Source organism: Geodermatophilus sp. URMC 62 (assembly GCF_052931475.1).
In genome coordinates, this window is the sequence record NZ_JBRFHY010000001.1 from 133,169 (window position 1) to 157,479 (window position 24,311).

Sequence of the window (24,311 nt, forward strand, 5' to 3'; positions counted from 1 at the left end):
CCCGCCGGCCCCTGCCGCTCAGCCGGCCTGCCGCAGCGGCGCGGTGAGCGCCAGCCCGGAGAGGCGGCGGCACTCGGGGCAGCCGGTGCCTCCGGCACCGACGCGCTCCCACTGCTGGGACCCCCGGACCTGGACGATGGCGCCGCACAGGGCCAGTTCCACCTCCCCGTCGAGCTCGGCGGAGGGACGGTGGGACTCGACGGCGTGCCACGGGTGGCCGTCTGCGGCCGGACGCCCCCGCGACCACCGGTCAGGCCGGGCGAACCCGACCGCGTAGGACTCCACGCGTCCAGTGTGCCCTCCGCCACAGTCGGCGAACCACCCCTGATCAGGGGAAACGGAACCGTCCGCGGCGGTGCTGCCGACCCCCGACGGGGTAGGTCACCGGGCCCGATCCCCCGCCAGGAGGCACCCCGTGACCCAGACCGAACGCGACGTGGTGGAACTGCTCAGCGCCGACCACCGCGAGTTCGACCGCATCTTCACCGAGCTGGAGGGGCTGCTCGGCCGGACCGGTGAGGACGAGCTGGCCCGCAAGCGGGCGCTCGTCGACGAGGTCAGCATCGGCCTGGTCAAGCACTCCGTCGCCGAGGAGACGCAGGTCTACCCGCGGGTGCAGGCCGAGGTCGACGCCGAGGAGGCCGAGCACGCCAAGCACGACCACGCGCAGGCCGAGGAGACGATGAAGCGCCTCGAGCGCCTGGACCCCTCCGACGAGCAGTACGACGCGGAGATCCGGACGCTGGTGCACGAGATCCGCTCCCACGTCGAGCACGAGGAGGGGCGGATGTTCACCGAGCTCAAGGCGCAGTTCACCCACGACCAGCTCGTGGAGATGGCCCGGCAGGTCGAGCGGATCAAGGCGATCGCGCCGACCCGGCCGCACCCGATGGTGCCCAACGAGGGCGGCATCCGGACGGCGCTCGGCCCGGTCGCGGCACTGGTCGACCACCTGCGCGACGCCGTCAGCGGGCGGGGCAAGCAGGACACCTGACCGCTCCCGGGGTGTTCCTCGCCCTCCTGGATTCCTGCAGCGCCCCGACGGGTCGGGGAACACCCCGGGAGGGCTCGGGCGGGGCGGACCGCCGTCGTCCGGGAGGCCGCCGGCGCTGCCTCGGCACCTCCGCTGCCCTGCCGGCGTTACCGTCGACAGGGCAGCGGAGCGGGAGGAGCTCGGACGGTGGAACCTGTCAGCCTGGTGATCGGCGCGGCACTGCTGGCGGTCGGGTTCGTGGCCGGCCGGCTCGGGCGGCGCCGTCCCGCGGGACCGCCGCCGAACCCCACCCCGCTGTGCGGTTGCGGGCACACCCTGAGCCAGCACGACACCGGCACCAACACCTGCTACGCCGAGCTGCGCCGCGACACCTACGACAAGCGCGGCCGCTGGTCCGGGCACTCGTGGGTGCCCTGCACCTGCCGGCAGTACGTCGGCCCGCGCCCGATCGACGAGGTCTTCCTCCCCCGGGTCCTGCCGCCCACCGACTGACGGGCGCCCGCCGGCCGCCCGGGTGCCGACAGCGTGGGACGGCGTCTCCTGCGGCCTGCCTGCGGGGTCCCGCCGGAGCCTGGGAGCGGTGAGGGTCAGCGAGGTCGGTCGGTGAGGTCGGTGAGCGCGCCGACCAGCGCGGTGACCCGCTCGGTGCCCAGCTCGCCGGCCAGCGCCGACTCGTGCGCCCGCACCAGCGCCTCGAGCCGCGCCAGCCGGACGCGGCCGCGGTCGGAGAGGTGCACGCGCACCCGCCGCCCGTCTCCGGGGTCGGGCAGGCGGTAGGCCAGGGCGGCGTCGACCAGGCCGTCGACCAGCCGGGTCGCGGTCGGCGCGGGCAGGCACAGCGCGGATGACAGCTCGCCCATCGAGCACCCGGGTCCGGCGGTCAGCGCGCGCATCACCCGGAAGGTGTCGAGCGTCGCGCCGTCCTCGGCCAGCACGGTGGCGACCCCGCGGGACACCCGGCGCGACACGAGGGCGAGCAGTTCGACGAGCGCGGGCGCGACCGTCGCGTCCGCGGCCCCTGCGGCCTCCTGCTCGACCGGCATGGCCGCACCATACTCAGGCGCGTGCCCCGATCGACCGTCCCGATGGACGCCTGGGAGGCCACCCTCACCGGCCGCGCCCGCGACGTCGTCCGCATCGGGCTGGCGCTCCCGCTGTCGGGTCCCCTCGCCCTGACCGCGCCCTCCGCGCTGACGCTCGCCGCGGAGGAGGTCGACGAGGCCGGGGGCGTCCGCGGCCGCGGCGTCGAGCTGGTCACCGTGGACGCCGGGCGCCGTCCCGCCGAGGTGGCCGCCGAGGTGGCCGCGCTGCGGTCGACCGGCGCCGTCGACGTGGTCGTCGGCTTCTCCACCAGCGACGTGTCCCGCGCCGTGGCCACCACGCTGGCCGGCGGCACCCGGTACGTGTACACCCCGCCGCACGAGGGCGGCCGCGCCACCCGCGGTGCCCTGCGGATCGGCTCCTCCCCGCTCGGCCAGCACGCCGCCGCGCTGGCCTGGTTGGTCCGGCACCGCCGCGCCCGCCGCTGGCTGCTGCTCGGCACGGACTACGTCTGGCCGCAGGCGGTGCACCGGTCCGCCCGGACCGTCCTGCGCGACCTCGGTGCCGACGTCGTCGGCGAGCTGCTGGTGCCCTTTGGCCCGACCGACCTCGGTCCGGCCCTCGACCTCGTCCGGAGGACCCGCGCCGACGCCGTCCTGCTCAGCCTGGTCGGCCGCGACCTGGTCGCGTTCAACCGCGCCTTCACCCGCGCCGGCCTCGACCGCCGCGTCGTCCGGCTCTCCGGGGCGCTGGAGGAGAACGGCCTGTACGCCGTCGGCGGCGACGACACCGGCGAGCTGTACGCGTGCATGCCCTCCTTCGCCGCCGCCGCCTCCGACGGCACCACCACCGACGACGGCCAGCTCGCGCTGCAGGAGCGGCTGGCCTCCTCCGCCGGCCCGACCGCGCCGGTGGTCTGCGCCTACGCGCGCGGCGTCCACGACGGCGTCCGGGTGGCCGCCGGCCTGCTGGCGGGGGACGTCGGGCGCGTCCCGCGGGCAGGGGCGCGGCTTGCCCGCGCCGACGGGCTGGTGCTGCGGCAGGTCGGCTGACCGGGGGTCCTTCCACCTGGAAACGACCGCGGCCTACCCTTCCCCGCGTCCGGCCCCCGAGCCGGCCGAGAGGAGGAGTCGTGAGCGACCCCCGCACCACCTCGTCCGCGCGGACGACGAACCAGACACCGGGCGGCGCAGCCGGCGCGGTCCCGGCGGCCGGTGCCGCCGGCACGCACGAGTCGGGCGTGGAGGAGTTCGGCTACCGCCAGGAGCTCAAGCGGTCGCTGAGCTTCACCGACCTGCTCGTCTACGGCCTGGTCTTCATGGTGCCGATCGCGCCGTTCGGCATCTTCGGCAGCGTCTTCCAGGGCTCCGGCGGCATGGTCGCCCTCGCCTACGCGACCGGCGGGCTGGCCATGGCGTTCACCGCGGCCTCGTACTCGCAGATGTCGCGCGCCTTCCCGATGGCCGGCTCGGTCTACACCTACGCCGGGCGCGGCATCGCCCAGCCGTTCGGCTTCATCGCCGGCTGGATGATCCTGCTCGACTACGTGCTCATCCCGGCGCTGCTCTACCTCATCGCCGCCATCGCGATGAACTCGATCGTCCCGGCGGTCCCCGTGTGGGTGTGGCTGGTCGGCTTCGTCGTCCTCAACACCGTCGTCAACTACCTCGGCATCGAGTTCACCGCCCGGGTCAACAAGATCATGCTCATCGCCGAGCTGGTCGTGCTGGCCGTCTTCCTCGTCGTCGGCATCGTGGCGCTGGCCTCCGGGGAGGGCCGCGGCTTCGACTTCTCGCCGATCTACGACAGCGACACGTTCTCGCTGGGGCTGGTGTTCGGCGCGGTGTCGATCGCGGTGCTGAGCTTCCTCGGCTTCGACGGCATCTCCACCCTCGCCGAGGAGAACCGCGAGTCCGCGCGCTCGATCGGCAAGGCGATGATCGCCGCCCTGGCGCTGGCCGGGACGCTGTTCATCGTGCAGACCTGGGTCGCGGCGCTGCTGGTGCCCGACCCCGACACGCTGATCGCCGAGGGCGACGCCGCCGGGACGGCGTTCTACGACGCCGCCGCGGTCGCCGGCGGGGCGTGGCTGTCGACGCTCACCGCGGTGGCGACGGCGGTGGCGTGGGGCTTCGCCAACTCGCTGGTGGCCCAGGCGGCCACCTCGCGCCTGCTGTTCGCCATGGCCCGCGACCGCCAGCTGCCCGGCTTCCTGCGCAAGGTCCACCCGACCCGGCGGGTGCCGGTCAACGCCACGCTGCTGGTCGCGGCCGTCTCCCTCGTGCTGGGCCTCTACATGACCAGCCGCGACGACTACGGCGTCCCGACGCTCTCGACGCTGGTCAACTTCGGCGCGCTGACGGCCTTCCTGCTGCTGCACGTGTCGGTGGTCGTGCACTTCGTCGTCCGCCTGCGGAGCCGCAACTGGTGGCTGCACCTGGTCGTGCCGGTCGTCGGCTTCGTGATCCTGTTCTACGTCATCGTCAACGCCCAGCTCGCCGCCCAGACGGTGGGGCTCGTCTGGGCGGTGGTCGGCCTGGTGCTCATGGCCGTCCTGGTGGCCACCGGCCGCAGGCCCGAGATCCGGGCGGAGGAGTCGCTGTGACCGCCTCGCTCGAGGTCGTCTCCCTGGAGCCGACCGCCGAGCAGTGGCGGTACTCGTTCGGCGGCGGCGAGCCGCTGCTGACCGTCGCGCCGGGCACCGTGGTCGAGCTGACCACCGAGGACTGCTACGACGGCAAGGTGCACGGCGTCGACGACCTGCCCAGCCAGGTGTGCGACTTCCCGTTCCTCAACCCGGTCACCGGACCGATCGCCGTCGAGGGCGCCGAGCCCGGTGACACCCTCGCAGTGCACCTGGTCGACATCGCGCCGGTGCGCGACTGGGCGGTGTCGAGCACGTTCCCGCACTTCCGCGCGCTGACCACCACGCACGCGACGGCGATGCTGCACGACCCGCTCGAGGAGCTCGTCTGGCTCTACGAGGTCGACCGCGACCGCGGCACGTGCCTGTTCCGCCCGCGCCGCGGCGGCCCGGAGGTGGAGCTCCCGCTCGACCCGATGCACGGCACGATCGGCGTCGCCCCGGCGGCCGGGGAGGTGTTCGCCAGCATCACGCCGGGCGCGCACGGCGGGAACATGGACACCCCGGAGGTGCGCGCGGGCACGACCGCGTACTTCGGCGTCCACGTGCCCGGCGGGCAGCTGTCGATCGGTGACGGGCACTGCCGGCAGGGCGAGGGCGAGGTGTGCGGGACGGCGGTCGAGGCGGCCATGCGCACCGTCGTCGTCGTGGACCTGGTCAAGGGCGGGGCGCCGGCCTGGCCGCGGCTGGAGACCGACGGGCACCTCATGTCGACCGGCTCGACCCGGCCGCTGGAGGACGCCTACCGGGTCAGCCAGCACGACCTGGTCACCTGGGTCGCGGAGCTGGCCGGCTGGGACCGGCTCGACGCCTACCAGCTGGTCAGCCAGGCCGGGCTCGCGCCGACGGGCAACGTCGTCGACACGAACTACACGATGGTCGCCAAGCTGGCCAAGCGGTTCGTCCCGGGCGCCGCCGCGCACGACGGCGTGCACGAGCGGCTGCGCGGGACGGCCGCCGCCTACCTGGCCCAGCGCTGAGGCCCGGCGCCCGTCCCGGCGTCCGGAGGGGACGCCGGGACGGGCGCCGGATCCGGGGGCGTGTGCCGCGTCGTGGACGGCGTCCGCGGGCGTCCGGGCGGGTAGGGATGTCCGGTGCACCGCCCCGCCTCGGAGGAGACCTCGTGACCCCGTCCCCCGGACTCCCGCCCGGCCGCCGGGCCGCCCTGCTCGCCGCCACCGAGCCGGTGCGGGCCGCGGCCAGCGCCGGCGCCTTGGCCCTGGGCTGGCCGCTGCTGCGCGGCGCCCCGCGCGGTGAGCCGCACGGGGTGCTGGTGCTGCCGGGGCTGTTCGCCTCCGACGTCTCCACCCTCACCCTCCGCCGCTGGCTGCGCGGCCTGGGCTACCCGGTCGTCGGCTGGGAGCTCGGGCGCAACCGCGGCCCGACGAAGGAGATCACCGACGAGCTGCCGCGGCTGCTCGAGCGGCTGGCCGAGCAGCACTCCGGTCCGGTGAGCGTCATCGGGCAGAGCCTCGGCGGCATCTACGCCCGCCGGCTGGCGCTGCGGGTGCCCCGGCTGGTCCGCCAGGTGATCAGCCTGGGCTCCCCGTTCGCCCTCGCCGGTCGCCCCGCCGACGGCACGCCCGGGGCCCGCGCGTACGACCGCTACCGGCACCTGCACGCCGTGCCGCGCGGGCGCGGCGACCTCGCCGGGCCCCTCCCGGTGCCGAGCACCGCCGTCTGGTCGCGCTGGGACGGCGTCGTCGACTGGCGGGCCTGCCGGCAGGCGCCCGGCCCGCGCGCGGAGAACGTCGGCGTGCACGCCAGCCACCTCGGCATGGGCCACGACCCGGCGGTGCTCTGGCTGGCGGCCGACCGGCTGGCCCAGACCCGCGAGGGCTGGCGGCCGTTCCAGCCGCCGGCCCGGCTGCGGTTCCTCTACCCGCGGGAGGACGACGACGCGACCGGCTGACGGCGCCGCGCCCGCAGCACGGCGTCGGCCACGTGCACCGACCCGTGCTCGTGACCGCGGACCGGCCGGGGACGGGACCCCGCCACCTCGATGGCCCAGTCGGCGGGGTCGAGGACGGCGGCCATCTGCTCGCCGGTGGCGTACCACTCGGGCAGGCCCGGCCGCTGCACGGGGCCCTGCAGGTCGCTGCCGTCGTGCGCGGTGACGAGCAGCGTGCCACCGGGCGCGACCGCCGCGGCCAGCGTCCGCAGCACGTCGTCGCGGCGGTCGGGCAGGAAGTGCAGGAACGACGCCGTCACCAGGTCGAAGCGCTCCTCGCCCGGCTCCCACGCGGTGACGTCCGCCTGCCGGGTCTCCAGCCGCACGCCGGCGGCCGCGGCCGCCGCGGCGGCCCGCTCGAGCGCCGTGCGGGAGACGTCGAGCGCGGTGACGTCCCAGCCGCGCCGGGCCAGCCAGACGGCGTCGCCGCCCTCGCCGGCGCCGGCGTCCAGGGCCCGGCCCGGCGGCAGGTCCGCGACCTCGGTGGCCAGCACGTCGTTGACCCGGCCGCTCCAGACGCCGTGCCCGTGCGCGCGGTAGCGCTCCTCCCACCACGCCTCACCGAACTCCGGGTCGGTCAGCGCGCGGACCACCTCGACCGCCTGCCGCGTCTCCTCGGCGACCAGGTCGGCGTTGATCGCCGCACCGGCCCGCACGCCGTCGGCCGCGGCGGCCACCACCTGGGCGGCCAGGTCGGTGACGTTCCCCGCCACCCAGACGCCGGGCACCTCGGTGACGCCCATCGGCCCGGCCTCGACACGGGTGCCGAGCACGCGCTCGCCCATGGCGAACTCGGTCGCGGCCAGGCCCAGCCCGCTCAGCACGGTCGAGCGGGCCGCCATCCGCGGCGGGACGACGACCGCCGCCCGGGGCACGACCTCGCCGCTCGCCAGCCGGACGCCGGAGAGCCGCCCGCCGTCGGTGTCGAGCGCGGCCACCTCGCCGGGGACCGTCCGGATCCCCCGGGCGGCCAGCTGCTCGGCCTCCTCGCCGGGCAGCGTCGTGCCGTGCAGGAAGAGCACGACGTCGGCGGTCCACTGCCGCCACAGCAGCGCGGCGTGCACGGCCGCCGGCCCGGTGGCCAGCACCCCGATCGGCCGGTCGCGCACCTCCCAGCCGTGGCAGTACGGGCAGTGCAGGACGTCGGTGCCCCACAGCTCCCGCACGCCCGGCACGTCGGGCAGCTCGTCGGTGAGCCCGGTGGCCACGAGCAGCCGGCGCGCGCCGAGCACCCGGCCGCCGGCGAGCGCCACGGTGAAGGCGCCCGCCTCGCCGCCGACACCGGTCACCCGGTCCTCGACCAGCACGCCGCCGTAGCCGGCGACCTCGGCGCGCCCGGCGGCGAGCAGCTCGGCCGGCGGGGTGCCGTCGCGGCCCAGGTAGTTGTGCATGGCGTGCGCCGGTGCGTTGCGCGGCGTCCCGTCGTCCACCACCGCCACCGACCGCCGCGCCCGGGCCAGCGTCAGCGCCCCGGACAGGCCGGCCGCTCCCCCGCCGACGACCACCACGTCGTACGTCTCGTGCATCGTCTCGTCCATGCCGGACACGGTGCACCCGCCCGTGCCGTCTTGACAATCTCCATTGCCGGAACGGCAAAATGGTCGGCATGGCCCGCGACGACGCCCCCGACCTCGACGACGTCCTGACCGCGGTCGGTCCCCGGCTGCGGGAGCTGCGCCGCCGCCGCGGGGCGACGCTGACCCAGCTCGCCGAGGACACCGGCATCTCGGTCTCGACGCTCTCGCGGCTGGAGTCGGGGCAGCGCCGGCCGACCCTCGAGCTCCTGCTGCCGCTGGCCCGCGCCCACCAGGTGCCGCTCGACGAGCTGGTCGACGCCCCCGAGACCGGCGACCCCCGGGTCCGGCTGCGGCCGATCACCCGGCACGGCGCGACGTTCATCCCGCTCACCCGGCGCCCCGGCGGGCTGCAGGCCTACAAGCAGGTGCTGCCGCCGCACTGGGGCAGGGAGCCGAGGGAGCTGAAGTCGCACGAGGGCTACGAGTGGCTCTACGTCCTCTCCGGGCGGCTGCGGCTGCTGCTCGGGGACACCGACGTCGTCCTCACCGCGGGCGAGGTGGCCGAGTTCGACACCCACGTGCCGCACTGGATGGGCAACCCCGACGACCGGCCGGCCGAGTTGCTGGCCCTCTACGGCCCGCAGGGCGAGCGGATGCACGTCCGCGCCGCCCCCCGCAGCACCTAGCCCGACCGGCGCGCGCTAGGGGACGAGGACCAGCCGGACGCCGGCCTCCCCCGACGCCTGCTGCCGCCACGCGCCGGCCACCTCGGCCGGGGGCAGCGTCCGGTGGGCGACGCCGATCCACCCGGCGGCGGCCGACCCGAGGACGGCGTCGAGGGCCGCGCGGCGCCGGTCGGGCGAGGGCGCGTCGTCGGTGTAGCCGAGCACCTCCGCCGAGCGGCTGCGCAGGACGGCGGAGGAGAACGTCGCCTCGTCGCCGGAGGCGCTCCCGAGGTCGACCAGCCGGCCGCCGTCGGCGAGCACCCGCACGGCCGCGGTCGACGCCGTCCCGAAGACCGGGTCGACGACGACGTCCACCGAGCCGCCGGTCGCCTCGCGCAGCCGGGCGGTGAGCGTGTCGGCGTCGCCGTCGGCAGAGCAGGCCCAGCGGCACGACCGGCGCGGCGGTCACCCGGACCAGGCTGCGGCCGGGTCCCCCTCCGGGTCGGGGTGCTCGGTGTGCTCGGGGACCGTGCCGGCGCGGCGGACGACCGCGGCACGCACGTCAGGTGCTGATGTCGGGGTACGGCAGCGAGATGTGCTCCATCGCCTTCCCGTAGGCCTTCTGGTACTCCAGCGGGCCGTGGTCGCGCTCGAACATGGCGATGAACAGCGTGAGCGTGAGGAACGGGTGGGCGCCCATCCGGAACAGCGTCACGTGGTCGTGCTCGCGCAGGGCGCGGCGCTCGTCCTCGGTGAACTCCAGCCAGGTGCTCCGCTCGGCCGGGGTGCAGTTGAGGACGCGGTTGGCCATCTCGGCCTCCCACCACGCCACGGTGCCGGCGGGGTCCTCGCGGTAGCGCTCGACGAGCTCGGGGTCGCGGTCGACGGTGTAGAGGAACTTGTCCAGCAGGTACTTGCTCACGCCGGGACCACCTCTCCGGGGACGCCGTTCGGGTACCAGGTGAAGTAGGCCTCCATCGTGTGGAACAGGTCGAGGGTGTCCACGTGGTCGGCCTTCGCGCCCTCCCCGGCGACGCCCATCATCAGCATGAAGTCCATGAACCCGTGGGTGGCGTTGCCCGGGGCGTGCAGGGAGTCCAGCGACACCTCGGCCAGGCAGCCCTCGACGTCACCGGAGGCGATCCACTCCACGGCCCTGCGGTCGAACTCGGGGTCGGGGCCGTGCTCGCCGAACTGCCGCGGGCCGCCCAGCTCCAGCGACAGGTGGCCGGTGCCGATGACGGCCACCCGCTTGTCGGACTGCCAGGACTCGACCATCTCCCGGATGGCCCTGCCGAGGGCCACGAAGCGCCGGGGCTGGGGCAGCGGCGGGGCGAAGATGTTGGTGTAGACGGGCACGATCGGCAGGTCGGCCTGCGGGCGCAGCGTGATGATCGGGCACGTGATGCTGTGGTCGATCCGCAGCTCGTTGCTGAAGGCCAGGTCGAAGTCGCGGTCCAGGCCGTCGCGCAGCAGGTGCGCGGCCAGGTCCTCCTCGCCGCGCAGGGTCATCCGCGGCAGGCCGAACTCGCGCTCCTCGTTGTAGAAGTTGGCGTCGAAGAACGGCGCCTTGCCCACCAGGAACTGCGGCATGTTGTCCAGCCACAGCTGGTGGAAGTGGTCGCTGCCGACCATCACCAGCACGTCGGGCTCGGCGCGGGTCAGCGTCTCCCGGAACCGCTCGATCTTGGCCACCCACTCGTCGGCGAACGGCGGGCGGTCCGCGCCCGTCGACGTGCTCGCCCGGTAGTAGAACGGGTGGTGGGTGGACGCGATGACCGCGGCCAGCTCAGCCATGACGACCTCCGGTGGTCTCGTCGGGCAGGGGGTCGGGCACGTACGGGTCGGGGGCGACGGACCGGTTGTCCAGGTCCACCGACAGGAAGACGTCGTTGGCCACGGGATGGCGGATCTCCTCGGCGAGCTGGCCGATCAGCCCGGCGGTGCGGGCGAGCAGCGCGAACCCGCGCAGTAGCTGCAGCGGCAGGCCGAGGTCGGCCAGCGCCGCCCCGCACACGCCGGCGCCGTTGAGCGGCAGCGCCCTCCCGAGCACCTGCGGGTGCACGCGGCCGATCGCGGCGAACAGCGCCAGGTGCGGGCCGGTGAGCCCCTCCTCGGCGGCGATCTGGAACAGCCGCGGGGTGCGCGGGTCGCCGTCCTTGTGCACGTGGTGGCCCAGCCCCGGCACGAACCGGCCGGCGGCGCGCTGCGCGGTGACCGTCTCCAGGGCGAGGGCGTCCCAGCCGGCGTCGTCGGTGGGGAGGGCGTCGGCGGAGGCGAGGACGTCGTGCAGGAACCGGCCGCAGTCCTCGGTGACGCCGAGGAACCGCGAGCCGCCGCCGAGCAGGCCGGCGGCCAGCGCACCCTGCACCGAGTCCGGCGCGGACAGGTACGTCAGCCGGGTGACGATCGCGGTCGGGGTGAAGCCGTGGTCGGCCAGCGCGGCCAGCACCGCCTCGAACACGCGGGTCTCCCCCGGTGTCGGCCGGCGCTGGGTGGCCAGCCAGAACGCCAGCTCGCCGAAGCCGACGCTGCCCATGACGTCGCGGGCGAGGTCGGTGCCGAGCAGGGTGATCGACTCCCGGCTGGAGGCGCCGAGCGCCGTGGGGTAGCCGTTCCCGGACGTCATGGGGTCCCCTCCCCGTCGGTCAGCCAGCGGCGGATCTCCTCGCCGTGCTCGTCGAGCGCCGGCGGCGGGAGCCGGTAGTCGACCGCGGTGTCGGAGAAGCGGATCGGGTTGCGGATCGAGGGGATCCCCGCGCCGTCCTCCCCCGCGGTGACGACGGGGTCGAGGCCGACCTCCTCGGCGAAGGCCACGCCCTGGTCGACGGTGTTGATCGGCCCGCAGGGGACGCCGGCGGCGATGATCTCCCGGAACCAGTCCATCTTGGAGCGGGTGCCCAGCCGCTCGACCAGCAGCGGGCGCAGCTCCGCGCGGTTGGCCGTGCGGTCCTCGTTGCGCAGGAACCGCGGGTCCTGCGCCAGCTCCGGGACACCGAGCACCTCGCACAGCCTGCCGAACTGGCCGTCGTTGCCCGCCGTGACGATCAGGTCGCCGTCGGCGCAGGGCAGCGGCTCGTAGGGGAACAGGCTGGGGTGGCTGTTGCCCATCCGGAACGGGACGACGTCGCCGGCCACGTACGCCGACGTCTGGTTCACCATGCCCGACAGGGCGCTGGAGAGCAGGTTGACCTCGACGTGCTGCCCACGGCCGGTCCGGTGCCGCAGGTTGAGCGCCGACAGGACGCCGATGGTGGCGTGCAGGCCGGCCATCACGTCGAAGACGGCCACGCCGGCGCGGTACGGGTCGCCGCCCGGGTCGCCGGTGAGGCTCATCAGCCCGGAGATGGCCTGCACGATGAGGTCGTAGCCGGGCAGCGACCGCCCACCGGGGCCGCTGCCGAACCCGCTGATCGAGGCGTAGACGATGCCCGGGTTGGTGGCCGCCACGCTCGCGTGGTCCAGGCCGAAGCGGGCCAGCCCGCCGGGCTTGAAGTTCTCCACCAGCACGTCGGCGCGGCGGGCCAGCTCCCGTGCGGCGGCCAGGTCGGCGTCGTCCTCGAGGTCCAGGGCGACCGACCGCTTGTTGCGGTTGACGCCCAGGTAGTAGGTGGAGACGCCGTCCCGGACCGGGGGTTGCCAGGTGCGGGTGTCGTCCCCGCCGGGGCCCTCGACCTTGACCACCTCGGCGCCGAGGTCGGCCAGCAGCATCGTGGCGTAGGGGCCGGCCAGGATCCGCGAGAAGTCGGCGACGAGCAGGCCCGCGAGCGGTCCCCGGGGCGGCGGGGCACCGGCTCCGACCGGTCCTGACGTCATCGCCGCTCCTCACCGTCGGGTCGACGCGGACACCCGTCCGCGCCGGCGCCGATCCTCGGCACGGTCCTCCTGCGCTGTCAACTGCACCGCGGGCGGCTTGACAGGTGTCGCAGGTCACGAGCAGGGTGACGCCGTCCGCCCGGTTGTCCGTCCTACGGACAGTCGTCCGGACTCGCTGCCGACGTCCGAGGAGAGCCCATGACCGAGCCCGCGTCCCCGGCCCCGCAGGCCGGGCGCCCCGTCGTCCTGCGCGGCGGGACGGTGCTGACCATGGACGACGCCGGCACCGTCCTGCCCGCGGCCGACGTGCTCGTCGTCGGCGACCGGGTCGCGGCCGTGGGGACGTCGCTCGAGGTGCCCGGGGGCACGCAGGAGGTCGACGCCACCGACGGGATCGTGATGCCGGGGATGATCGACACCCACCGGCACATGTGGCAGACGGCCATGCGCGGCTACGGCGCCGACTGGACGCTGACCCAGTACTTCGTCTGGTACTACCTCGAGCACGGCCGCCGCTTCCGCCCCGAGGACGTCGCCGCGGGCAACCGGCTGGCCGCCGTCGAGGCGCTGGACTCCGGCGTCACCACCGTCGTCGACTGGTCGCACGGGCTGCAGACGGTCGACCACGCCGAGGCCGCCGTCGACGCGCTGCAGTCGGTGCCCGGCCGGTACGTGCTCGCCTACGGCAACATCCAGGCCGCGCCGTGGGAGTGGACCGCCGACCGGGACGTGCGGGCCTTCCTCGAGCGCCGCCGCACCGGCGCCGGCGACCTGCTCGACCTCCAGCTCGCCTTCGACGTCACCGGCGACCCGGCCTTCCCCGAGAAGGCGGCCTTCGAGGTGGCCCGTGAGCTCGGCCTGCCGGTGACCACGCACGCCGGCGTGTGGGGCGCGACCAACGACGACGGCATCCGGCTCATGCACGAGCACGGCTTCGCCACGCCGGAGACCGTCTACGTGCACGCCGCGTCCCTCTCGCCGGACAGCTACCACCGCATCGCCGCCACCGGCGGGTCGATCTCGGTGTCGACGGAGTCCGAGCAGAGCGCCGGGCAGGGCTACCCGCCCACCTGGCAGGTGCGCGCCCACGGGATCCCGGTGTCGCTGTCGATGGACACCAGCGTGTGGTGGAGCGGCGACCTGTTCTCCGCGATGCGCACGACGCTGGGCGCCGACCGCTCGCGCGAGCACTTCGAGGCCCACCTCAAGGGCGAGACGGTCACCCAGCTGGCGCTGCGCGCCCAGCACGTCGTCGCGTGGGCCACCCGCGGCGGGGCGACGGCGCTGGGCCGCGACGACCTCGGCCGCCTCGTGCCGGGCGCCAAGGCCGACGTCGTGCTCGTCAAGAACGACGCCTCGCCGGTGTCCTTCCCACTGCTCAACCCCTACGGCCACATCGCCTTCCAGGCCCAGCGCGGCGACGTGCACACCGTGCTCGTCGACGGCCGGGTCGTGAAGTCCGACCACCGGTTGGTCGGCGTCGACCTCGCCGCGGTCCGGCGCGAGGTGGAGGCCACGGTCGAGCACCTGCGCGCCGACATGGGCGAGGAGGTCTGGGAGTCGGGGATGGACCCGGAGCTGCCGTCCACGGAGGTCCTGGACAACCCGTACCAGTACACCGACTACCGCTCGCAGTCCACGCACGCCGCCCGTGAGGAGGCCTTCGAGCGCCACCTGGCCGGGGAACGCTGAGGAGCGGTCGTGGCCGGACGCGGGAAGGGACCGGACTTCGTCGAGGCGCTGGCCCGCGGCCTCGACGTCCTGACCTGCTTCGGCGCCGACCGCCCGGGCATGACCCTGAGCGAGGTCGCCGCGGCGGCCGGCCTGGCCCGGCCGACCGCGCGGCGACTGCTGCTCACCCTCGAGGAGCTGGGCTACGTCCGCTCGGCCGGAGGGGTGTTCTCGCTGACCCCGCGGGTGCTCTCCCTGGGCATGGCCCACGTCGGGGCGCTGGGCCTGTGGGACGTCGCCCGGCCGCACCTGGAGGCGCTGGTCGCCCGCACCGGGGAGTCCTCGTCGATGGCCCAGCTCGACGGCTCCGACATCGTCTACGTCGCCCGCGTGTCGGTGCCCAAGCTCATCGCGCTGCGCGTCGAGATCGGCACCCGCTTCCCCGCGGCGCAGACGTCCCAGGGCAAGGTGCTGCTCGCCGCGCTGCCGGCCGACGAGCTCGCCGCCACCCTCGCCGAGCCCAGCCGCTCAGGACTGCCGCCCTTCACCGGGCGCACGCCCGAGCAGCTGCGCGACGAGCTCACCGAGGTCCGCGCCCGGGGCTGGGCGCTGGCCGACGAGGAGCTGGCGCCGGGCGTCCGGTCGGTCGCCGTCCCGGTGCGGGACGGGACGGGCGCGGTCCGGGCGGCCGCCAACGTCACCGTGCACGCCGCGGAGACCTCCCGGGAGCGACTGCTCGAGGAGCACCTCCCCCTCCTGCTGCGCACCGCCGGGGAGATCAGCGCCGACTGGACGCGGTGGCAGTCGCGGCCGCACGTCGAGGTCGGCCGGTCGCACCCCGCCGTCTCGCGCACGGCCGGGTGAGGCGCGGCCGGACCGGGTACCCACGGCCGCCATGAGCGGGAAGTCGGCGGAGGACTACGCCAGGGACTACACGGACCCCGAGCTGCGCGAGCGGCTCAAGGAGGAGATCAAGGCCGGGGACCGGGGTGGCCGGCCCGGCCAGTGGAGCGCGCGCAAGAGCCAGCTGCTCACCCACGAGTACGAGGCGCAGGGCGGCGGCTACCGGCACGAGGGCGAGCGCACCGAGAGCCAGCAGCACCTGCAGGAGTGGACCGACCAGGACTGGCGCACCGCCGAGGGCGGCGACCGCGCCCGCGGCGCCGACGGGACCAAGCGGTACCTGCCCGACGCGGCGTGGGAGCTGCTCTCCGACGAGGAGAAGCGGGCCACCGACACCCGCAAGCGCGGCTCCGACGAGCAGCACGTGGCCAACACCGACGCGGCCAAGGAGGCCCGCAAGGCCGCCGAACTGGTCGACGTGAAGGCCACCGAGGCCCGCGCGCGGGTCGGGAGGATGCACGGCGACTCGCAGCTCGACCGCGCCGAGCAGGCCGAGCGCGAGCTCGGGAAGGGCCGCACGACGGTGCTCCGGGCCATCGAGGAGCAACGCACCCGCGACCGAGGGGTGAGCGGCGATGATCAGGTGACCTGATCATGGCGCGTCCTCCCTCACCGCCCACCGTGAGGGAGGACGCGCTGCGGTGCGGGAGGACGTACCGCTGCGAGGCGACCGCGACGCGCCGTGCACGTCGTGCACGCTCGCAGAGGCTGCAGGAGTCCTCACCCGGCGGCGGGTCAACGTCATCTTCGGCGCCCTGCTCGCCGGCATGCTCATGTCGAGCCTGGACCAGACGATCGTGTCGACGGCGCTGCCGACCATCGTCGACCTCGGCTCCTGGGCCACCGGCGTCCTCGGTCAGGCTGATCGGCGCACCTGAGCTTCCCACCGCGGTAGCATCGTGGTGTGAAGCTGAGCATCAGCCTGCCCGAGGAGGACGTCGCACTCCTCGATGCCTACGCGCGGGAGGCGGGGCTGCCCTCACGGTCGGCGGCGGTGCAGCGAGCCGTCCGTCTGCTCCGTCACCCGGACCTGGAGGACGACTACGCCGCGGCCTGGGACGAGTGGCGCACCGCGGGCCAGGAGGCCGAGTGGGAGGGCACGACGGCCGACGGCCTCGACGATGCTCCGCGGTGAGATCCGCCTGGTCGACCTGGACCCCATCCGCGGCAGCGAGGCGGGCAAGCGCCGTCCCGCCGTCGTGGTGAGCAACGACCGGGCCAACGCCACGGCCGCGCGCGTCGGGCGAGGAGTGGTGACCGTGGTGCCGGTCACCAGCACCACGACCCGGGTGTTCCCCTTCCAGGTGCTGCTGCCGGCCGGCGAGACCGGGCTGAGGGTCGACAGCAAGGCCCAGGCCGAGCAGGTCCGTGCCGTCGCGGTCGAGCGGGTCGGCCCCGTGCTCGGTCGTGTCCCCGCCGGCACGATGACCGCGCTCGACGACGCGCTGCGCCTGCACCTGCAGCTCTGAGGGCCGGCGGCGCACCTCCGCTGCCGTGCACGTCACCCGGCGCGGGCGGCGGCCGTCTCGGCGACCAGGCGGTCGAGCAGGTCGGCCGGCAGCGCGGCGCCGAAGTCGGCGGCGAAGCGGCGCATCGGCATCGAGCCGACCATCTGCAGCATCACCGCCTGCTCGTCGGGTGAGGCGGCGTCGGCGGGCAGGGCGGCGGTCAGCGCCTCGACCAGTGCCGGCCCGGCGGCCGGGTGGGCGAACCACTCGGCGACCGACGACTCGAGCGTCAGCACCCGCACCAGGTCGTCGCCGGCGAGGGTCACCCGCCGTTCGGCGAGGACGGTCCCGGCGTCGGCGCAGACCTGCACCGCGTACTCACCGGCCGCGACCACCCAGCCGGCCTCGACGACGTCCCAGTAAGCGAACGCCCGCCGGTGCAGGGCGAGGGTCACCTCGCGGCTCTCCCCCGGCGCCAGTGCGACCTTGGTGAACGCGCGCAGCTCTCGCAGCGGGCGGCGCACCGGGCCGGCCGTCGTCGACACGTACACCTGGACGACGTGCCGCCCGGCCCGGTCGCCGGTGTTGCCCACCGTGACCGAGACGGTGGCCGTGTCGCGGCCGGTGACCTCGACGCGCAGGTCCGCCGTGGCGAAGGTGGTGTAGGAGAGCCCGTGCCCGAACGGGTAGCGCACCGGCCGGCCCTGCGTGACCAGCCCGCGGTAGCCGACCAGCACCCCCTCGCCGTAGACGACCCGGCCCTGCTCGCCGGGGAAGGACAGGGAGCTCGGGGAGTCCTCCAGGCGCAGCGGCACCGTCTCGGCCAGGCGACCGGAGGGGTTGGCGACGCCGTAGAGCAGGTCGGCCAGCGCGCCGCCGCCGGCCTGGCCGAGCAGTGCGCCGTCCAGGACCGCGTCGACGTCGTCGTGCCAGCCCTCCAGCGAGACGACCCCGCCGTGGGAGAGGACGACGACCGTCCGCGGCACCGCGGCGGCCACGGCGCGGACCAGGTCGACCTGCGCGGTGGGGAGGTCGATGGTGGTGCGGTCGAAGCCCTCGGACTCCTCGGCGTCCCCCAGGCCGACGAAGACGACCGCGACCTCCGCGTCGCGGGCCAGGGCGACCGCCTCGTCCCGCAGCGCCGCGGCGTCGCCGGAGCCGTCCAGGGTGAAACCGGCGGCGAAGGGGACGTCGCCGCCGGCCAGCGCGCGAACCGCGTCCAGGGCCGCCTCGACCCGGGTGGCGTGGACGTTGGAGCTGCCGCCGCCCTGGAAGCGTGGCGTGCGGGCGAACTCGCCGACGACGGCGACCCGGGTGCCCGGCGCCAGCGGCAGCGTGCCGCGCTCGTTGCGCAGCAGCACCGCGCACTCGGCGGCCAGCTCCCGGGCCAGGGCGTGGTGGCCCTCGGCGTCGAACCCGGCGTCGGACCCGGCGCCGGACCCGTCCGTGGCCGGCCGGACGTAGCGGGCCAGGGCGGCCACCCGGGCGGCGCTCGCGTCGACGAACGCCTCGTCGAGCTCCCCGGCGCGCACCGCCTCCACCACCCGGCGGTTGCCGGCGCCGGAGTCGCCGGGCATCTGCAGGTCCAGCCCGGCGGCCAGGGCCGCGACCCGGTCGTCGACGGCGCCCCAGTCGGAGACGACGACGCCCGCGAACCCCCACTGCTCCCGCAGCACCTCGGTGAGCAGCCAGCGGTTCTGGCTGGCGTAGACGCCGTTGACCTTGTTGTAGGCGCACATGACCGTGGCCGGCGCCGCCTCGGTGACCACCCGCTCGAAGGCCGGCAGGTAGACCTCGCGCAGCGTCCGCTCGTCGACCTCGGCGCTGACGCGCATGCGCTCGGTCTCCTGGTTGTTCGCCGCGAAGTGCTTGACCGAGGCGCCGGCGCCCTGCGCCTGCTGGCCGCGCACGTGCGCCGCCCCGAGGACCCCCGACAGCAGCGGGTCCTCGGAGTAGTACTCGAAGTTCCGCCCGCCCAGCGGCGAGCGCTTGATGTTCACGCCCGGCCCGAGGACGACGTGCACGCCCAGGGCGCGGGCCTCGCGGCCGATCGCCGCCCCGATCCGCTCGGCCACCGCGGGGTCCCAGCTGTTGCCCACGGCGACCGCCGGGGGGAAGCAGGTCGCCGGGACGTTGCGGGTGATGCCCAGGCCGCCGAAGTCGCCCTCCTGACGGCGGACCCCGTGCGGCCCGTCGGTGAGCACCACCGACGGCAGGCCGGCCTCCTCGACCGGCGGGGTGGACCAGAAGTCCTGGCCGGACAGCAGCACGGCCCTGGTCTCGAGAGGAAGGCCCTGGAGGTCGGGGTGGTCGGTCACGGGAGCTCCTGGGGCCGCGGGCGACGATCAGGTCACCTGATCCCAGCGCGTCCTCCCCGACCGCGCACGGTGAGGGAGGACGTGCTGCGGTGAGGGAGGACGCGCTGCGGTGAGGCCGGGCGGACAGGGCGGCCGCCCCGGCCGCGTCGGCGCCGGCGCACGCCGACGAGCGCACCAGGGCTCGCCGGACCGGCCGGGCTGCGCCGGGTGGCGGTCCACCCGAGGGGAGCTGCACCGGGGCTGCTCCCCTCAGCCGGGCAGCCGCGGGTCGACGTGGACCTTGGGCCCGGCGCCGCTGCCCTCCGGGCGCCCGCCGGCGAGCACCGCGCCGACCTGCCCGAGACCGACGGTGGCGGCGACGAGCGGCCGCGGGTCGACCGTCCCGGCCCCGTAGGAGGCCATCGTGGGGGCCAGCCCCGGGGACGCCGACAGGATGCCCACCACCGTGACGTCCTTGAGCAGCAGCGTCCGGGTGTCGACCGTGCTCGGCGTGCCGGCGATGCCGATGCAGACCACGTTGCCGGCGGGCTCCACCAGGTCCACGGCCAGCGCCGGGGACCCGGGGGCGGTCGAGGCGTCGACGACGGCGTCGAACGGCAGGTCCGGCAGGGTCTCGCGGGTCCAGGCGTCGGCGAAGCCGAGACCGCGGGCGAAGGCCAGCGAGGGGGTGGTCACGCCGAGCAGGTGCACCTCGGCGCCGGCCGCCCGGAGGAACACCGCCGTCAGCAGGCCGATCGTGCCGGGCCCGATCACGAGTGCGCGGTCACCGGCGCCGGCCCCGGCCGCCCGCGCCGCCCGCCAGGCGTTGCCGCTGGGCTCGACGAGCGCGCCGAGCACCGCGTCGACGGAGTCGGGCAGCGCGTGCAGCGACCCCACCGGGACGGCGAGCTGCTCGGCCAGGGCGCCGTGCCGCCCGCCCCGGATGCCGACCTCCTGCCGGTCCTCGCACACGTGCTGCTGCCCGCGCCGGCACCGCCGGCAGACCCCGTCGCCGAGCATCGTGTCGCCCGTGACGCGCCGGCCGAGCCAGCCGCGGTCGACGCCGTCGCCCACCGCGGTGACCCGGCCGCACCACTCGTGTCCCGGCCGCAGCGGGTAGGAGGAGTGCCCGGTCTGCAGGTAGGCGAGCTGCCCGGTGAACAGCTCGACGTCGGTGCCGCAGACGCCGACCCGCTCGACGGAGACGACGACCTCCCCGGCGGCGGCGACCGGGACGGGCACCTCCTCCACCGCGCACCGCCCCGGCCCGGAGAGCACGACCGCGCGCATCGTCCTCGACACAGCGCCAGGATGGCGGGCGTGACCCTGCGCAGCGCGGCCTGGTACTCCGGGGACGTCCGCAACGCCTACATCCACCGCGCCTGGATGCGCCGCGGCCTCCCGGACGACGCGTTCGGCCGCCCGCAGATCACCATCGCGAACACCGCCTCCGACCTCGTGCCGTGCAACCGCCACCTCTCCGAGGTCGCGGCCGCGGTCCGCGACGGCGTCCACGCCGCCGGCGGCACCCCGCTGGAGCTGCCGGTGTTCGGCCTGGGCGAGACGCAGGTCCGGCCGACGGCGATGCTCTGGCGCAACCTGGCCGCGATGCAGATGGAGGAGGCCTTCCGGGCCAACCCGGTCGACGGGCTGGTGCTGCTCGGCGGGTGCGACAAGACCATCCCGTCGCTGCTCATGGCCGCCGCCTCGGTCGACCTGCCCGCCGTCGTCGTCCCCGGCGGCCCGATGCTGACCGGCACCTTCCGCGGGGTGCCCCTGGGCTGCGGCACCGACGTCTTCCGGCTGTCGGAGGAGGTCCGCGCCGGCACCCTGTCGGCCGAGGAGTTCGCCCGCTCGGAGTCGGCGATGATCCGCAGCCGCGGGCACTGCAACACGATGGGCACCGCCTCGACCATGGCGATCGTCGCCGAGGCGCTGGGCACCGTCGTCCCCGGGGTCGCCGGCACCCCCGCCGCGGACAGCCGCCTGCTGGAGGCCGCGCACGGGACCGGCCGGCTGGTGGTGGAGATGGTGGCCGCCGACCGCCGGCCCTCGACGATCCTCACCCGGGCGTCCTTCGCCAACGCGATCGTGGCGCTGGCCGCCGTCGGCGGGTCGACGAACGCCGTCGTCCACCTGCTGGCCGTCGCCGGCCGGCTGGGGATCGACCTGACGCTGGACGACTTCGACCGGATCGGCTCGGGTGTGCCGGTGCTCGTCGACCTGCTCCCGGCGGGGCGGTTCCTCATGGAGGACCTCCACCGCGCCGGTGGCCTGCTCGCCGTGCTGGGCCAGGTCCGCGACCTGCTCGACCCGACCGCGCTCACCGTCACCGGCGCGCCGCTGGTCGACGCCCTCGACGACGCCCCGATCTGGGACCCGCAGGTCATCCGGCCGCGCGGGGAGCCCCTGGTCGAGCACGGCGGCATCGCCGTCCTGCGCGGGAACCTGGCGCCGTCCGGTGCGGTGGTCAAGCCGGCCGCGGCATCGCCGCACCTGATGCGCCACCGCGGGCCGGCCGTCGTCTTCGACTCCATCGAGGACTTCTCCGCCCGCATCGACGACCCCGACCTCGACGTCGACGCCGACTCCGTGCTGGTCCTGCGCGGCTGCGGCCCGAAGGGCTACCCCGGCATGCCCGAGGTCTCCAACATGCCGCTGCCGAGGAAGCTGCTCGAGCAGGGCGTGCGCGACATGGTGCGGGTCTGCGACGGCCGGATGAGCGGCACCGCGTACGGCACCGTCGTCCTGCACGTGGCACCGGAGGCGGCCGCCGGCGGCCCGCTGGCCCGGGTGCGCACCGGCGACGTCGTCGCGCTCGACGTCGCCGCCCGGCGGATCGACGTCGAGGTCCCGGACGGCGAGCTGGCCGCCCGCCCGCCGAGCGAGGCCACCGTCGCCGGCTTCGCCGCCCCGCGGCGCGGCTGGGAGCGGCTCTACGTCGACCACGTGCTGCAGGCCGACACCGGCGCGGACCTCGACTTCCTCGTCGGCTCCAGCGGATCGGCGGTCAGCCGCGAGTCCCACTGACCGCGGTCAGGTGCCCACCCGGGTGACCGTCGACGTGCCGAAGCGCGCCGCGGCCGCCCGCTTGTAGCCCGCGGGGAAGTCGGCGGACGCGCCGCGGTCGACCGCGGCGAGCCGCACCTGGGCGTCCGCGTCGCCGCCGGCGGCCGCGACGCACAGCTCGGGAGCGACGTTGGCGGCCGCCACCAGCGCGCCGGCGGCCCCGATCGCGCCGCTCAGCCCGACCAGGGTCGCCGCCCCCGTGTAGAGGTCGCCGGGGAAGACGTCGCGCTCGTGCAGCAGCCGGCCGGCGTCGCCCGAGGAGTCCTTGAGCCCGGACACCGGCAGGTCGGGCAGCAGGTCGACGGGGATCCCGGGCGCGGAGGCCCCCGGGAAGTGGTACGCCAGCAGCGGCCCGGGAGCCGCCTTCGCGACCGCCTCGTAGTACGGCCGCGGGTCGGCGACCCCGGGCGGGGAGAGCGCCAGGGCGGCGTCCGCGCCCGCGGCGGAGGCGCGCTCGGTCAGCTCCGCCGCCTGCCGGCCGGTGGGTGCGCCGGTACCGGCGAGCACGGGCACCTCCGCCGGCAGCGCCGCCCGCACCGTGCCGACGAGCGCGTCCCGCTCCTCGGCGGTGAGGGCGGCCGCCTCCCCCGTCGTCCCGGCCACGAGCACGCACCGGACGCCGAGGCCGACCAGCTGCGCCGCCAGGTCGGCGGTGGCCTGCGCGTCCAGCGCGCCGTCCTCGCGGAAGAGGGTGACCAGGGCGACGCCGACGCCGGTGAACAGGGGCATGCCCGCATCCTCCTCCTGCGGACGCCGCCACGATCAGGTGACCTGATCATGGCGCGTCCTCCCTCACCGCCCACCGTGAGGGAGGACGCGCTGCGGTGAGGGAGGACGCGGTTCAGGCGTCAGCTCCCCGGGGAGACCTCCGGCTGCGGCTCGGCCGCCTGCGGCAACGCGTCCGCGCCCTCCCGCTGCGGCTCGTCGTCGGGCGGCCGGGGGTCCTCGACCTGCGGGTGCGGGTCGTCCCCGCGGTCGCGGGCGCGGCCGGCGCCGGGCAGTCCCGACACCACCTGGTGCAGGTCGTCGATCAGCTCGAGCAGCGCGTGCAGGTCGGTCGGCACCCGCCCCAGGTCGGCGGTGCTCGGCAGGTGGCCCGACTCCAGCCCCCGCAGCAGCCGCGGCACCTGGTCGGCGAGGACGGCCAGGTTCGCGGTCCGGTCCTCGGTGAGCAGCGTGGGCAGGCGGTCGAGCAGCGTGACCAGCGCGCGCGCCGGGCCGTCGGTCAGCTCGCGGTCGAGCCGGGCGAGCAGGTCCAGCGCGGCCTCCGCCCGCCCCCCGGCCAGCGCCTCCTCCACGCGGTCGAGGTGCCCGTCAGACAGCAGCCGGCCGAGCCGCCCGCCGATCCGGGCGAGGCGCTCGTCGCCCAGCACCCCGTCGGCGCGCTCCACCAGGCGCGGCACACGGCCGTCGGCGAGCAGGGCGTCGAGCCGGCCGAGCAGCAGGCCGGTCCGCTCGTCGGCCGCGAGATCCAGCAGTCGGCGCACCCGCTGGTCGGCGGCCAGGTCGAGGGCCTGCTGCACCCGGTCACCGGTCAGGATGCCCAGGGTCCGGTCGACCCGGTCGTCGGTCACGACGTCGAGGGCCAGCCCGAGCCGCTCGTCGGTGGCCAGGGCCAGCGCTCGGCCGATCCGCTCGTCCGCGACCAGGTCGAGCAACCGGCCGACCCGCTCGTCGGCGGCCAGGTGGAGGGCGACCCCCACCCGGTCGTCCGCGGCCAGCTCCAGGGCCCGCTCCGCGCGAGGGTCCGCGAGCAGGTCCAGCGCCCGCTGCAGCCGCTCGTCGGCCACCAGGTCCAGCGCGCGGTCCAGCCGGGTCAGCAGGTCGGTCGACAGCAGCCGGTCCAGCGCCTCGCCCAGCCGGGGCAGCCGATCGGAGGACAGCAGCCCGTCGAGCGCCTCGAGCGCCCGCGGCACGACGTCGGCCCGCGAACGCAGGGTGTCCACCGTGCGGGTCACCGCCTCCACGCGCTCAGGTGCCAGCGCCGACCCCAGCCGGTCCACGACCGCGCCCAGGGTCGCCACGCGCTCGGGGGTCACCGCGTCGGCGACCCGCCGCACCACCGCCGTGGCGGCGTCCACGACCTCGGGGGCCGCCGCCGCGGCGCGGGTCACCGCGGGCGCCGCGCCGTCGAGCAGGGCCCGGGTCCGGCGCAGGACGTCGTCGGCGAGCGGCAGGAGCCCCTCGGCGCGCGGCAGCGCCGCGCCCAGCGTGCGGACGGACTCCGCGAGCGTCCAGGGCAGGTCGAGGAGGTCCGAGGGACCGGGCAGGCGCACGGACCCTGGCTACCCGCGT

The 24,311-nt window shown here is 75.8% G+C and carries 26 protein-coding genes; 14 read left to right on the plus strand and 12 right to left on the minus strand.

What is annotated here, in order from left to right; translation table 11 throughout:
• Positions 1–18: 18 nt before the first annotated feature.
• Positions 19–285 carry a hypothetical protein gene (locus ACU616_RS00590; protein WP_446756548.1) on the minus strand — a complete coding sequence of 89 codons (267 nt, stop codon included), beginning with the start codon at positions 283–285 and terminating at the stop codon, positions 19–21.
• A 130-nt stretch (positions 286–415) separates the two neighbouring features.
• Between ACU616_RS00590 and ACU616_RS00595 the strand changes: the two genes are divergently transcribed.
• Together ACU616_RS00595 and ACU616_RS00600 are read left to right on the plus strand one after the other, a co-directional pair.
• A complete protein-coding gene (locus tag ACU616_RS00595) occupies positions 416–994 on the plus strand; it encodes a hemerythrin domain-containing protein (protein WP_446756549.1) in 579 nt (192 codons plus the stop codon).
• Between the two features lie 186 nt (positions 995–1,180).
• A complete protein-coding gene (locus ACU616_RS00600) occupies positions 1,181–1,486 on the plus strand; it encodes a hypothetical protein (protein WP_446756550.1) in 306 nt (101 codons plus the stop codon).
• Between the two features lie 95 nt (positions 1,487–1,581).
• Here the strand turns inward: ACU616_RS00600 and ACU616_RS00605 are convergent, their stop codons facing one another.
• Positions 1,582–2,037, minus strand: a complete 456-nt coding sequence (locus ACU616_RS00605) for a MarR family winged helix-turn-helix transcriptional regulator (protein ID WP_446756551.1) — start codon at positions 2,035–2,037, stop codon at positions 1,582–1,584.
• Between the two features lie 21 nt (positions 2,038–2,058).
• On the opposite strand from ACU616_RS00605, the gene ACU616_RS00610 reads away from it, so the two are divergent.
• The 4 genes from ACU616_RS00610 to ACU616_RS00625 all read left to right on the plus strand — a co-directional run bounded on the left by ACU616_RS00610 (position 2,059) and on the right by ACU616_RS00625 (position 6,591).
• The gene (locus ACU616_RS00610) at positions 2,059–3,087 is read left to right on the plus strand and encodes an ABC transporter substrate-binding protein (protein ID WP_446756552.1); all 1,029 of its coding nucleotides are present in this window, start codon (positions 2,059–2,061) and stop codon (positions 3,085–3,087) included.
• Positions 3,088–3,167: 80 nt separating this feature from the next.
• Positions 3,168–4,640 (plus strand): APC family permease, encoded by a 1,473-nt coding sequence (locus ACU616_RS00615; protein ID WP_446756553.1) that lies wholly within the window; start codon positions 3,168–3,170, stop codon positions 4,638–4,640.
• Complete coding sequence (locus ACU616_RS00620) at positions 4,637–5,659, plus strand: acetamidase/formamidase family protein (RefSeq protein ID WP_446756554.1); 1,023 nt, start codon at positions 4,637–4,639, stop codon at positions 5,657–5,659. Before ACU616_RS00615 ends, ACU616_RS00620 begins: the two co-directional genes overlap by 4 nt.
• A gap of 143 nt (positions 5,660–5,802) precedes the next feature.
• Entirely contained in the window at positions 5,803–6,591 is a 789-nt protein-coding gene (locus tag ACU616_RS00625) for an esterase/lipase family protein (protein ID WP_446756555.1), read from the plus strand.
• On the opposite strand, the gene ACU616_RS00630 is transcribed toward ACU616_RS00625, so the two are convergent.
• Positions 6,558–8,168 (minus strand): methyltransferase domain-containing protein, encoded by a 1,611-nt coding sequence (locus ACU616_RS00630; RefSeq protein ID WP_446756556.1) that lies wholly within the window; start codon positions 8,166–8,168, stop codon positions 6,558–6,560. The two genes, ACU616_RS00625 and ACU616_RS00630, sit on opposite strands and share 34 nt — an antisense overlap.
• A 68-nt stretch (positions 8,169–8,236) precedes the next feature.
• Here ACU616_RS00630 and ACU616_RS00635 point away from each other — a divergent pair, with 68 nt between their 5' ends.
• Positions 8,237–8,833: a helix-turn-helix domain-containing protein gene (locus ACU616_RS00635; RefSeq protein WP_446756557.1), complete on the plus strand. Its 597-nt coding sequence runs from the start codon at positions 8,237–8,239 to the stop codon at positions 8,831–8,833.
• Between the two features lie 15 nt (positions 8,834–8,848).
• Here the strand turns inward: ACU616_RS00635 and ACU616_RS00640 are convergent, their stop codons facing one another.
• The 5 genes from ACU616_RS00640 to ACU616_RS00660 form a co-directional block, all read right to left on the minus strand.
• Entirely contained in the window at positions 8,849–9,211 is a 363-nt protein-coding gene (locus ACU616_RS00640) for a zinc-binding dehydrogenase (protein ID WP_446761440.1), read from the minus strand.
• Between the two features lie 163 nt (positions 9,212–9,374).
• Entirely contained in the window at positions 9,375–9,734 is a 360-nt protein-coding gene (locus ACU616_RS00645) for a hypothetical protein (RefSeq protein WP_446756558.1), read from the minus strand.
• Positions 9,731–10,609 (minus strand): DODA-type extradiol aromatic ring-opening family dioxygenase, encoded by an 879-nt coding sequence (locus ACU616_RS00650; protein WP_446756559.1) that lies wholly within the window; start codon positions 10,607–10,609, stop codon positions 9,731–9,733. The genes ACU616_RS00645 and ACU616_RS00650 overlap by 4 nt, the downstream gene beginning before the upstream one ends.
• On the minus strand, positions 10,602–11,441 hold the full coding sequence (locus ACU616_RS00655) for a citryl-CoA lyase (RefSeq protein ID WP_446756560.1): 840 nt from the start codon (positions 11,439–11,441) through the stop codon (positions 10,602–10,604). Before ACU616_RS00655 ends, ACU616_RS00650 begins: the two co-directional genes overlap by 8 nt.
• The gene (locus ACU616_RS00660; protein ID WP_446756561.1) at positions 11,438–12,628 is read right to left on the minus strand and encodes a CaiB/BaiF CoA transferase family protein; all 1,191 of its coding nucleotides are present in this window, start codon (positions 12,626–12,628) and stop codon (positions 11,438–11,440) included. Before ACU616_RS00660 ends, ACU616_RS00655 begins: the two co-directional genes overlap by 4 nt.
• A gap of 198 nt (positions 12,629–12,826) precedes the next feature.
• On the opposite strand from ACU616_RS00660, the gene ACU616_RS00665 reads away from it, so the two are divergent.
• Genes ACU616_RS00665 through ACU616_RS00690 form a run of 6 tightly spaced genes read left to right on the plus strand, consistent with a single transcriptional unit; the run spans position 12,827 to position 16,671 of the window.
• Positions 12,827–14,320 carry an amidohydrolase family protein gene (locus tag ACU616_RS00665; RefSeq protein WP_446756562.1) on the plus strand — a complete coding sequence of 498 codons (1,494 nt, stop codon included), beginning with the start codon at positions 12,827–12,829 and terminating at the stop codon, positions 14,318–14,320.
• Positions 14,321–14,329: 9 nt separating this feature from the next.
• Entirely contained in the window at positions 14,330–15,163 is an 834-nt protein-coding gene (locus ACU616_RS00670; protein ID WP_446756563.1) for an IclR family transcriptional regulator domain-containing protein, read from the plus strand.
• A gap of 31 nt (positions 15,164–15,194) precedes the next feature.
• The gene (locus tag ACU616_RS00675; protein ID WP_446756564.1) at positions 15,195–15,794 is read left to right on the plus strand and encodes a hypothetical protein; all 600 of its coding nucleotides are present in this window, start codon (positions 15,195–15,197) and stop codon (positions 15,792–15,794) included.
• Positions 15,795–15,843: 49 nt separating this feature from the next.
• Positions 15,844–16,080: a hypothetical protein gene (locus ACU616_RS00680; protein WP_446756565.1), complete on the plus strand. Its 237-nt coding sequence runs from the start codon at positions 15,844–15,846 to the stop codon at positions 16,078–16,080.
• A 26-nt stretch (positions 16,081–16,106) separates the two neighbouring features.
• Positions 16,107–16,337 (plus strand): ribbon-helix-helix domain-containing protein, encoded by a 231-nt coding sequence (locus ACU616_RS00685; protein ID WP_446756566.1) that lies wholly within the window; start codon positions 16,107–16,109, stop codon positions 16,335–16,337.
• The gene (locus ACU616_RS00690) at positions 16,324–16,671 is read left to right on the plus strand and encodes a type II toxin-antitoxin system PemK/MazF family toxin (RefSeq protein ID WP_446756567.1); all 348 of its coding nucleotides are present in this window, start codon (positions 16,324–16,326) and stop codon (positions 16,669–16,671) included. The genes ACU616_RS00685 and ACU616_RS00690 overlap by 14 nt, the downstream gene beginning before the upstream one ends.
• 32 nt (positions 16,672–16,703) lie before the next feature.
• Here the strand turns inward: ACU616_RS00690 and ACU616_RS00695 are convergent, their stop codons facing one another.
• Together ACU616_RS00695 and ACU616_RS00700 are read right to left on the minus strand one after the other, a co-directional pair.
• Entirely contained in the window at positions 16,704–18,968 is a 2,265-nt protein-coding gene (locus ACU616_RS00695) for a glycoside hydrolase family 3 C-terminal domain-containing protein (protein WP_446756568.1), read from the minus strand.
• A gap of 249 nt (positions 18,969–19,217) precedes the next feature.
• On the minus strand, positions 19,218–20,249 hold the full coding sequence (locus tag ACU616_RS00700) for a zinc-dependent alcohol dehydrogenase (RefSeq protein WP_446756569.1): 1,032 nt from the start codon (positions 20,247–20,249) through the stop codon (positions 19,218–19,220).
• A gap of 9 nt (positions 20,250–20,258) precedes the next feature.
• Here ACU616_RS00700 and ACU616_RS00705 point away from each other — a divergent pair, with 9 nt between their 5' ends.
• Positions 20,259–21,977: a dihydroxy-acid dehydratase gene (locus ACU616_RS00705; protein ID WP_446756570.1), complete on the plus strand. Its 1,719-nt coding sequence runs from the start codon at positions 20,259–20,261 to the stop codon at positions 21,975–21,977.
• Positions 21,978–21,983: 6 nt separating this feature from the next.
• Here ACU616_RS00705 and ACU616_RS00710 read toward each other — a convergent pair whose 3' ends face one another.
• Positions 21,984–22,745 (minus strand): dihydrodipicolinate synthase family protein, encoded by a 762-nt coding sequence (locus ACU616_RS00710; protein WP_446756571.1) that lies wholly within the window; start codon positions 22,743–22,745, stop codon positions 21,984–21,986.
• A gap of 119 nt (positions 22,746–22,864) precedes the next feature.
• On the minus strand, positions 22,865–24,292 hold the full coding sequence (locus ACU616_RS00715; protein ID WP_446756572.1) for a hypothetical protein: 1,428 nt from the start codon (positions 24,290–24,292) through the stop codon (positions 22,865–22,867).
• Between the last annotated feature and the right edge of the window lie 19 nt (positions 24,293–24,311).

Coding starts and splice junctions, on each gene's coding strand:
- ACU616_RS00605 (WP_446756551.1), bottom strand. CDS start 2,037: ATGCCGGTCGAGCAGGAGGCCGCAGGGGCCGCGGACGCGACGGTCGCG.
- ACU616_RS00630 (WP_446756556.1), bottom strand. CDS start 8,168: ATGGACGAGACGATGCACGAGACGTACGACGTGGTGGTCGTCGGCGGG.
- ACU616_RS00635 (WP_446756557.1), top strand. CDS start 8,237: ATGGCCCGCGACGACGCCCCCGACCTCGACGACGTCCTGACCGCGGTC.
- ACU616_RS00650 (WP_446756559.1), bottom strand. CDS start 10,609: ATGGCTGAGCTGGCCGCGGTCATCGCGTCCACCCACCACCCGTTCTAC.
- ACU616_RS00655 (WP_446756560.1), bottom strand. CDS start 11,441: ATGACGTCCGGGAACGGCTACCCCACGGCGCTCGGCGCCTCCAGCCGG.
- ACU616_RS00660 (WP_446756561.1), bottom strand. CDS start 12,628: ATGACGTCAGGACCGGTCGGAGCCGGTGCCCCGCCGCCCCGGGGACCG.
- ACU616_RS00665 (WP_446756562.1), top strand. CDS start 12,827: ATGACCGAGCCCGCGTCCCCGGCCCCGCAGGCCGGGCGCCCCGTCGTC.
- ACU616_RS00675 (WP_446756564.1), top strand. CDS start 15,195: ATGAGCGGGAAGTCGGCGGAGGACTACGCCAGGGACTACACGGACCCC.
- ACU616_RS00690 (WP_446756567.1), top strand. CDS start 16,324: ATGCTCCGCGGTGAGATCCGCCTGGTCGACCTGGACCCCATCCGCGGC.
- ACU616_RS00705 (WP_446756570.1), top strand. CDS start 20,259: ATGGCGGGCGTGACCCTGCGCAGCGCGGCCTGGTACTCCGGGGACGTC.
- ACU616_RS00710 (WP_446756571.1), bottom strand. CDS start 22,745: ATGCCCCTGTTCACCGGCGTCGGCGTCGCCCTGGTCACCCTCTTCCGC.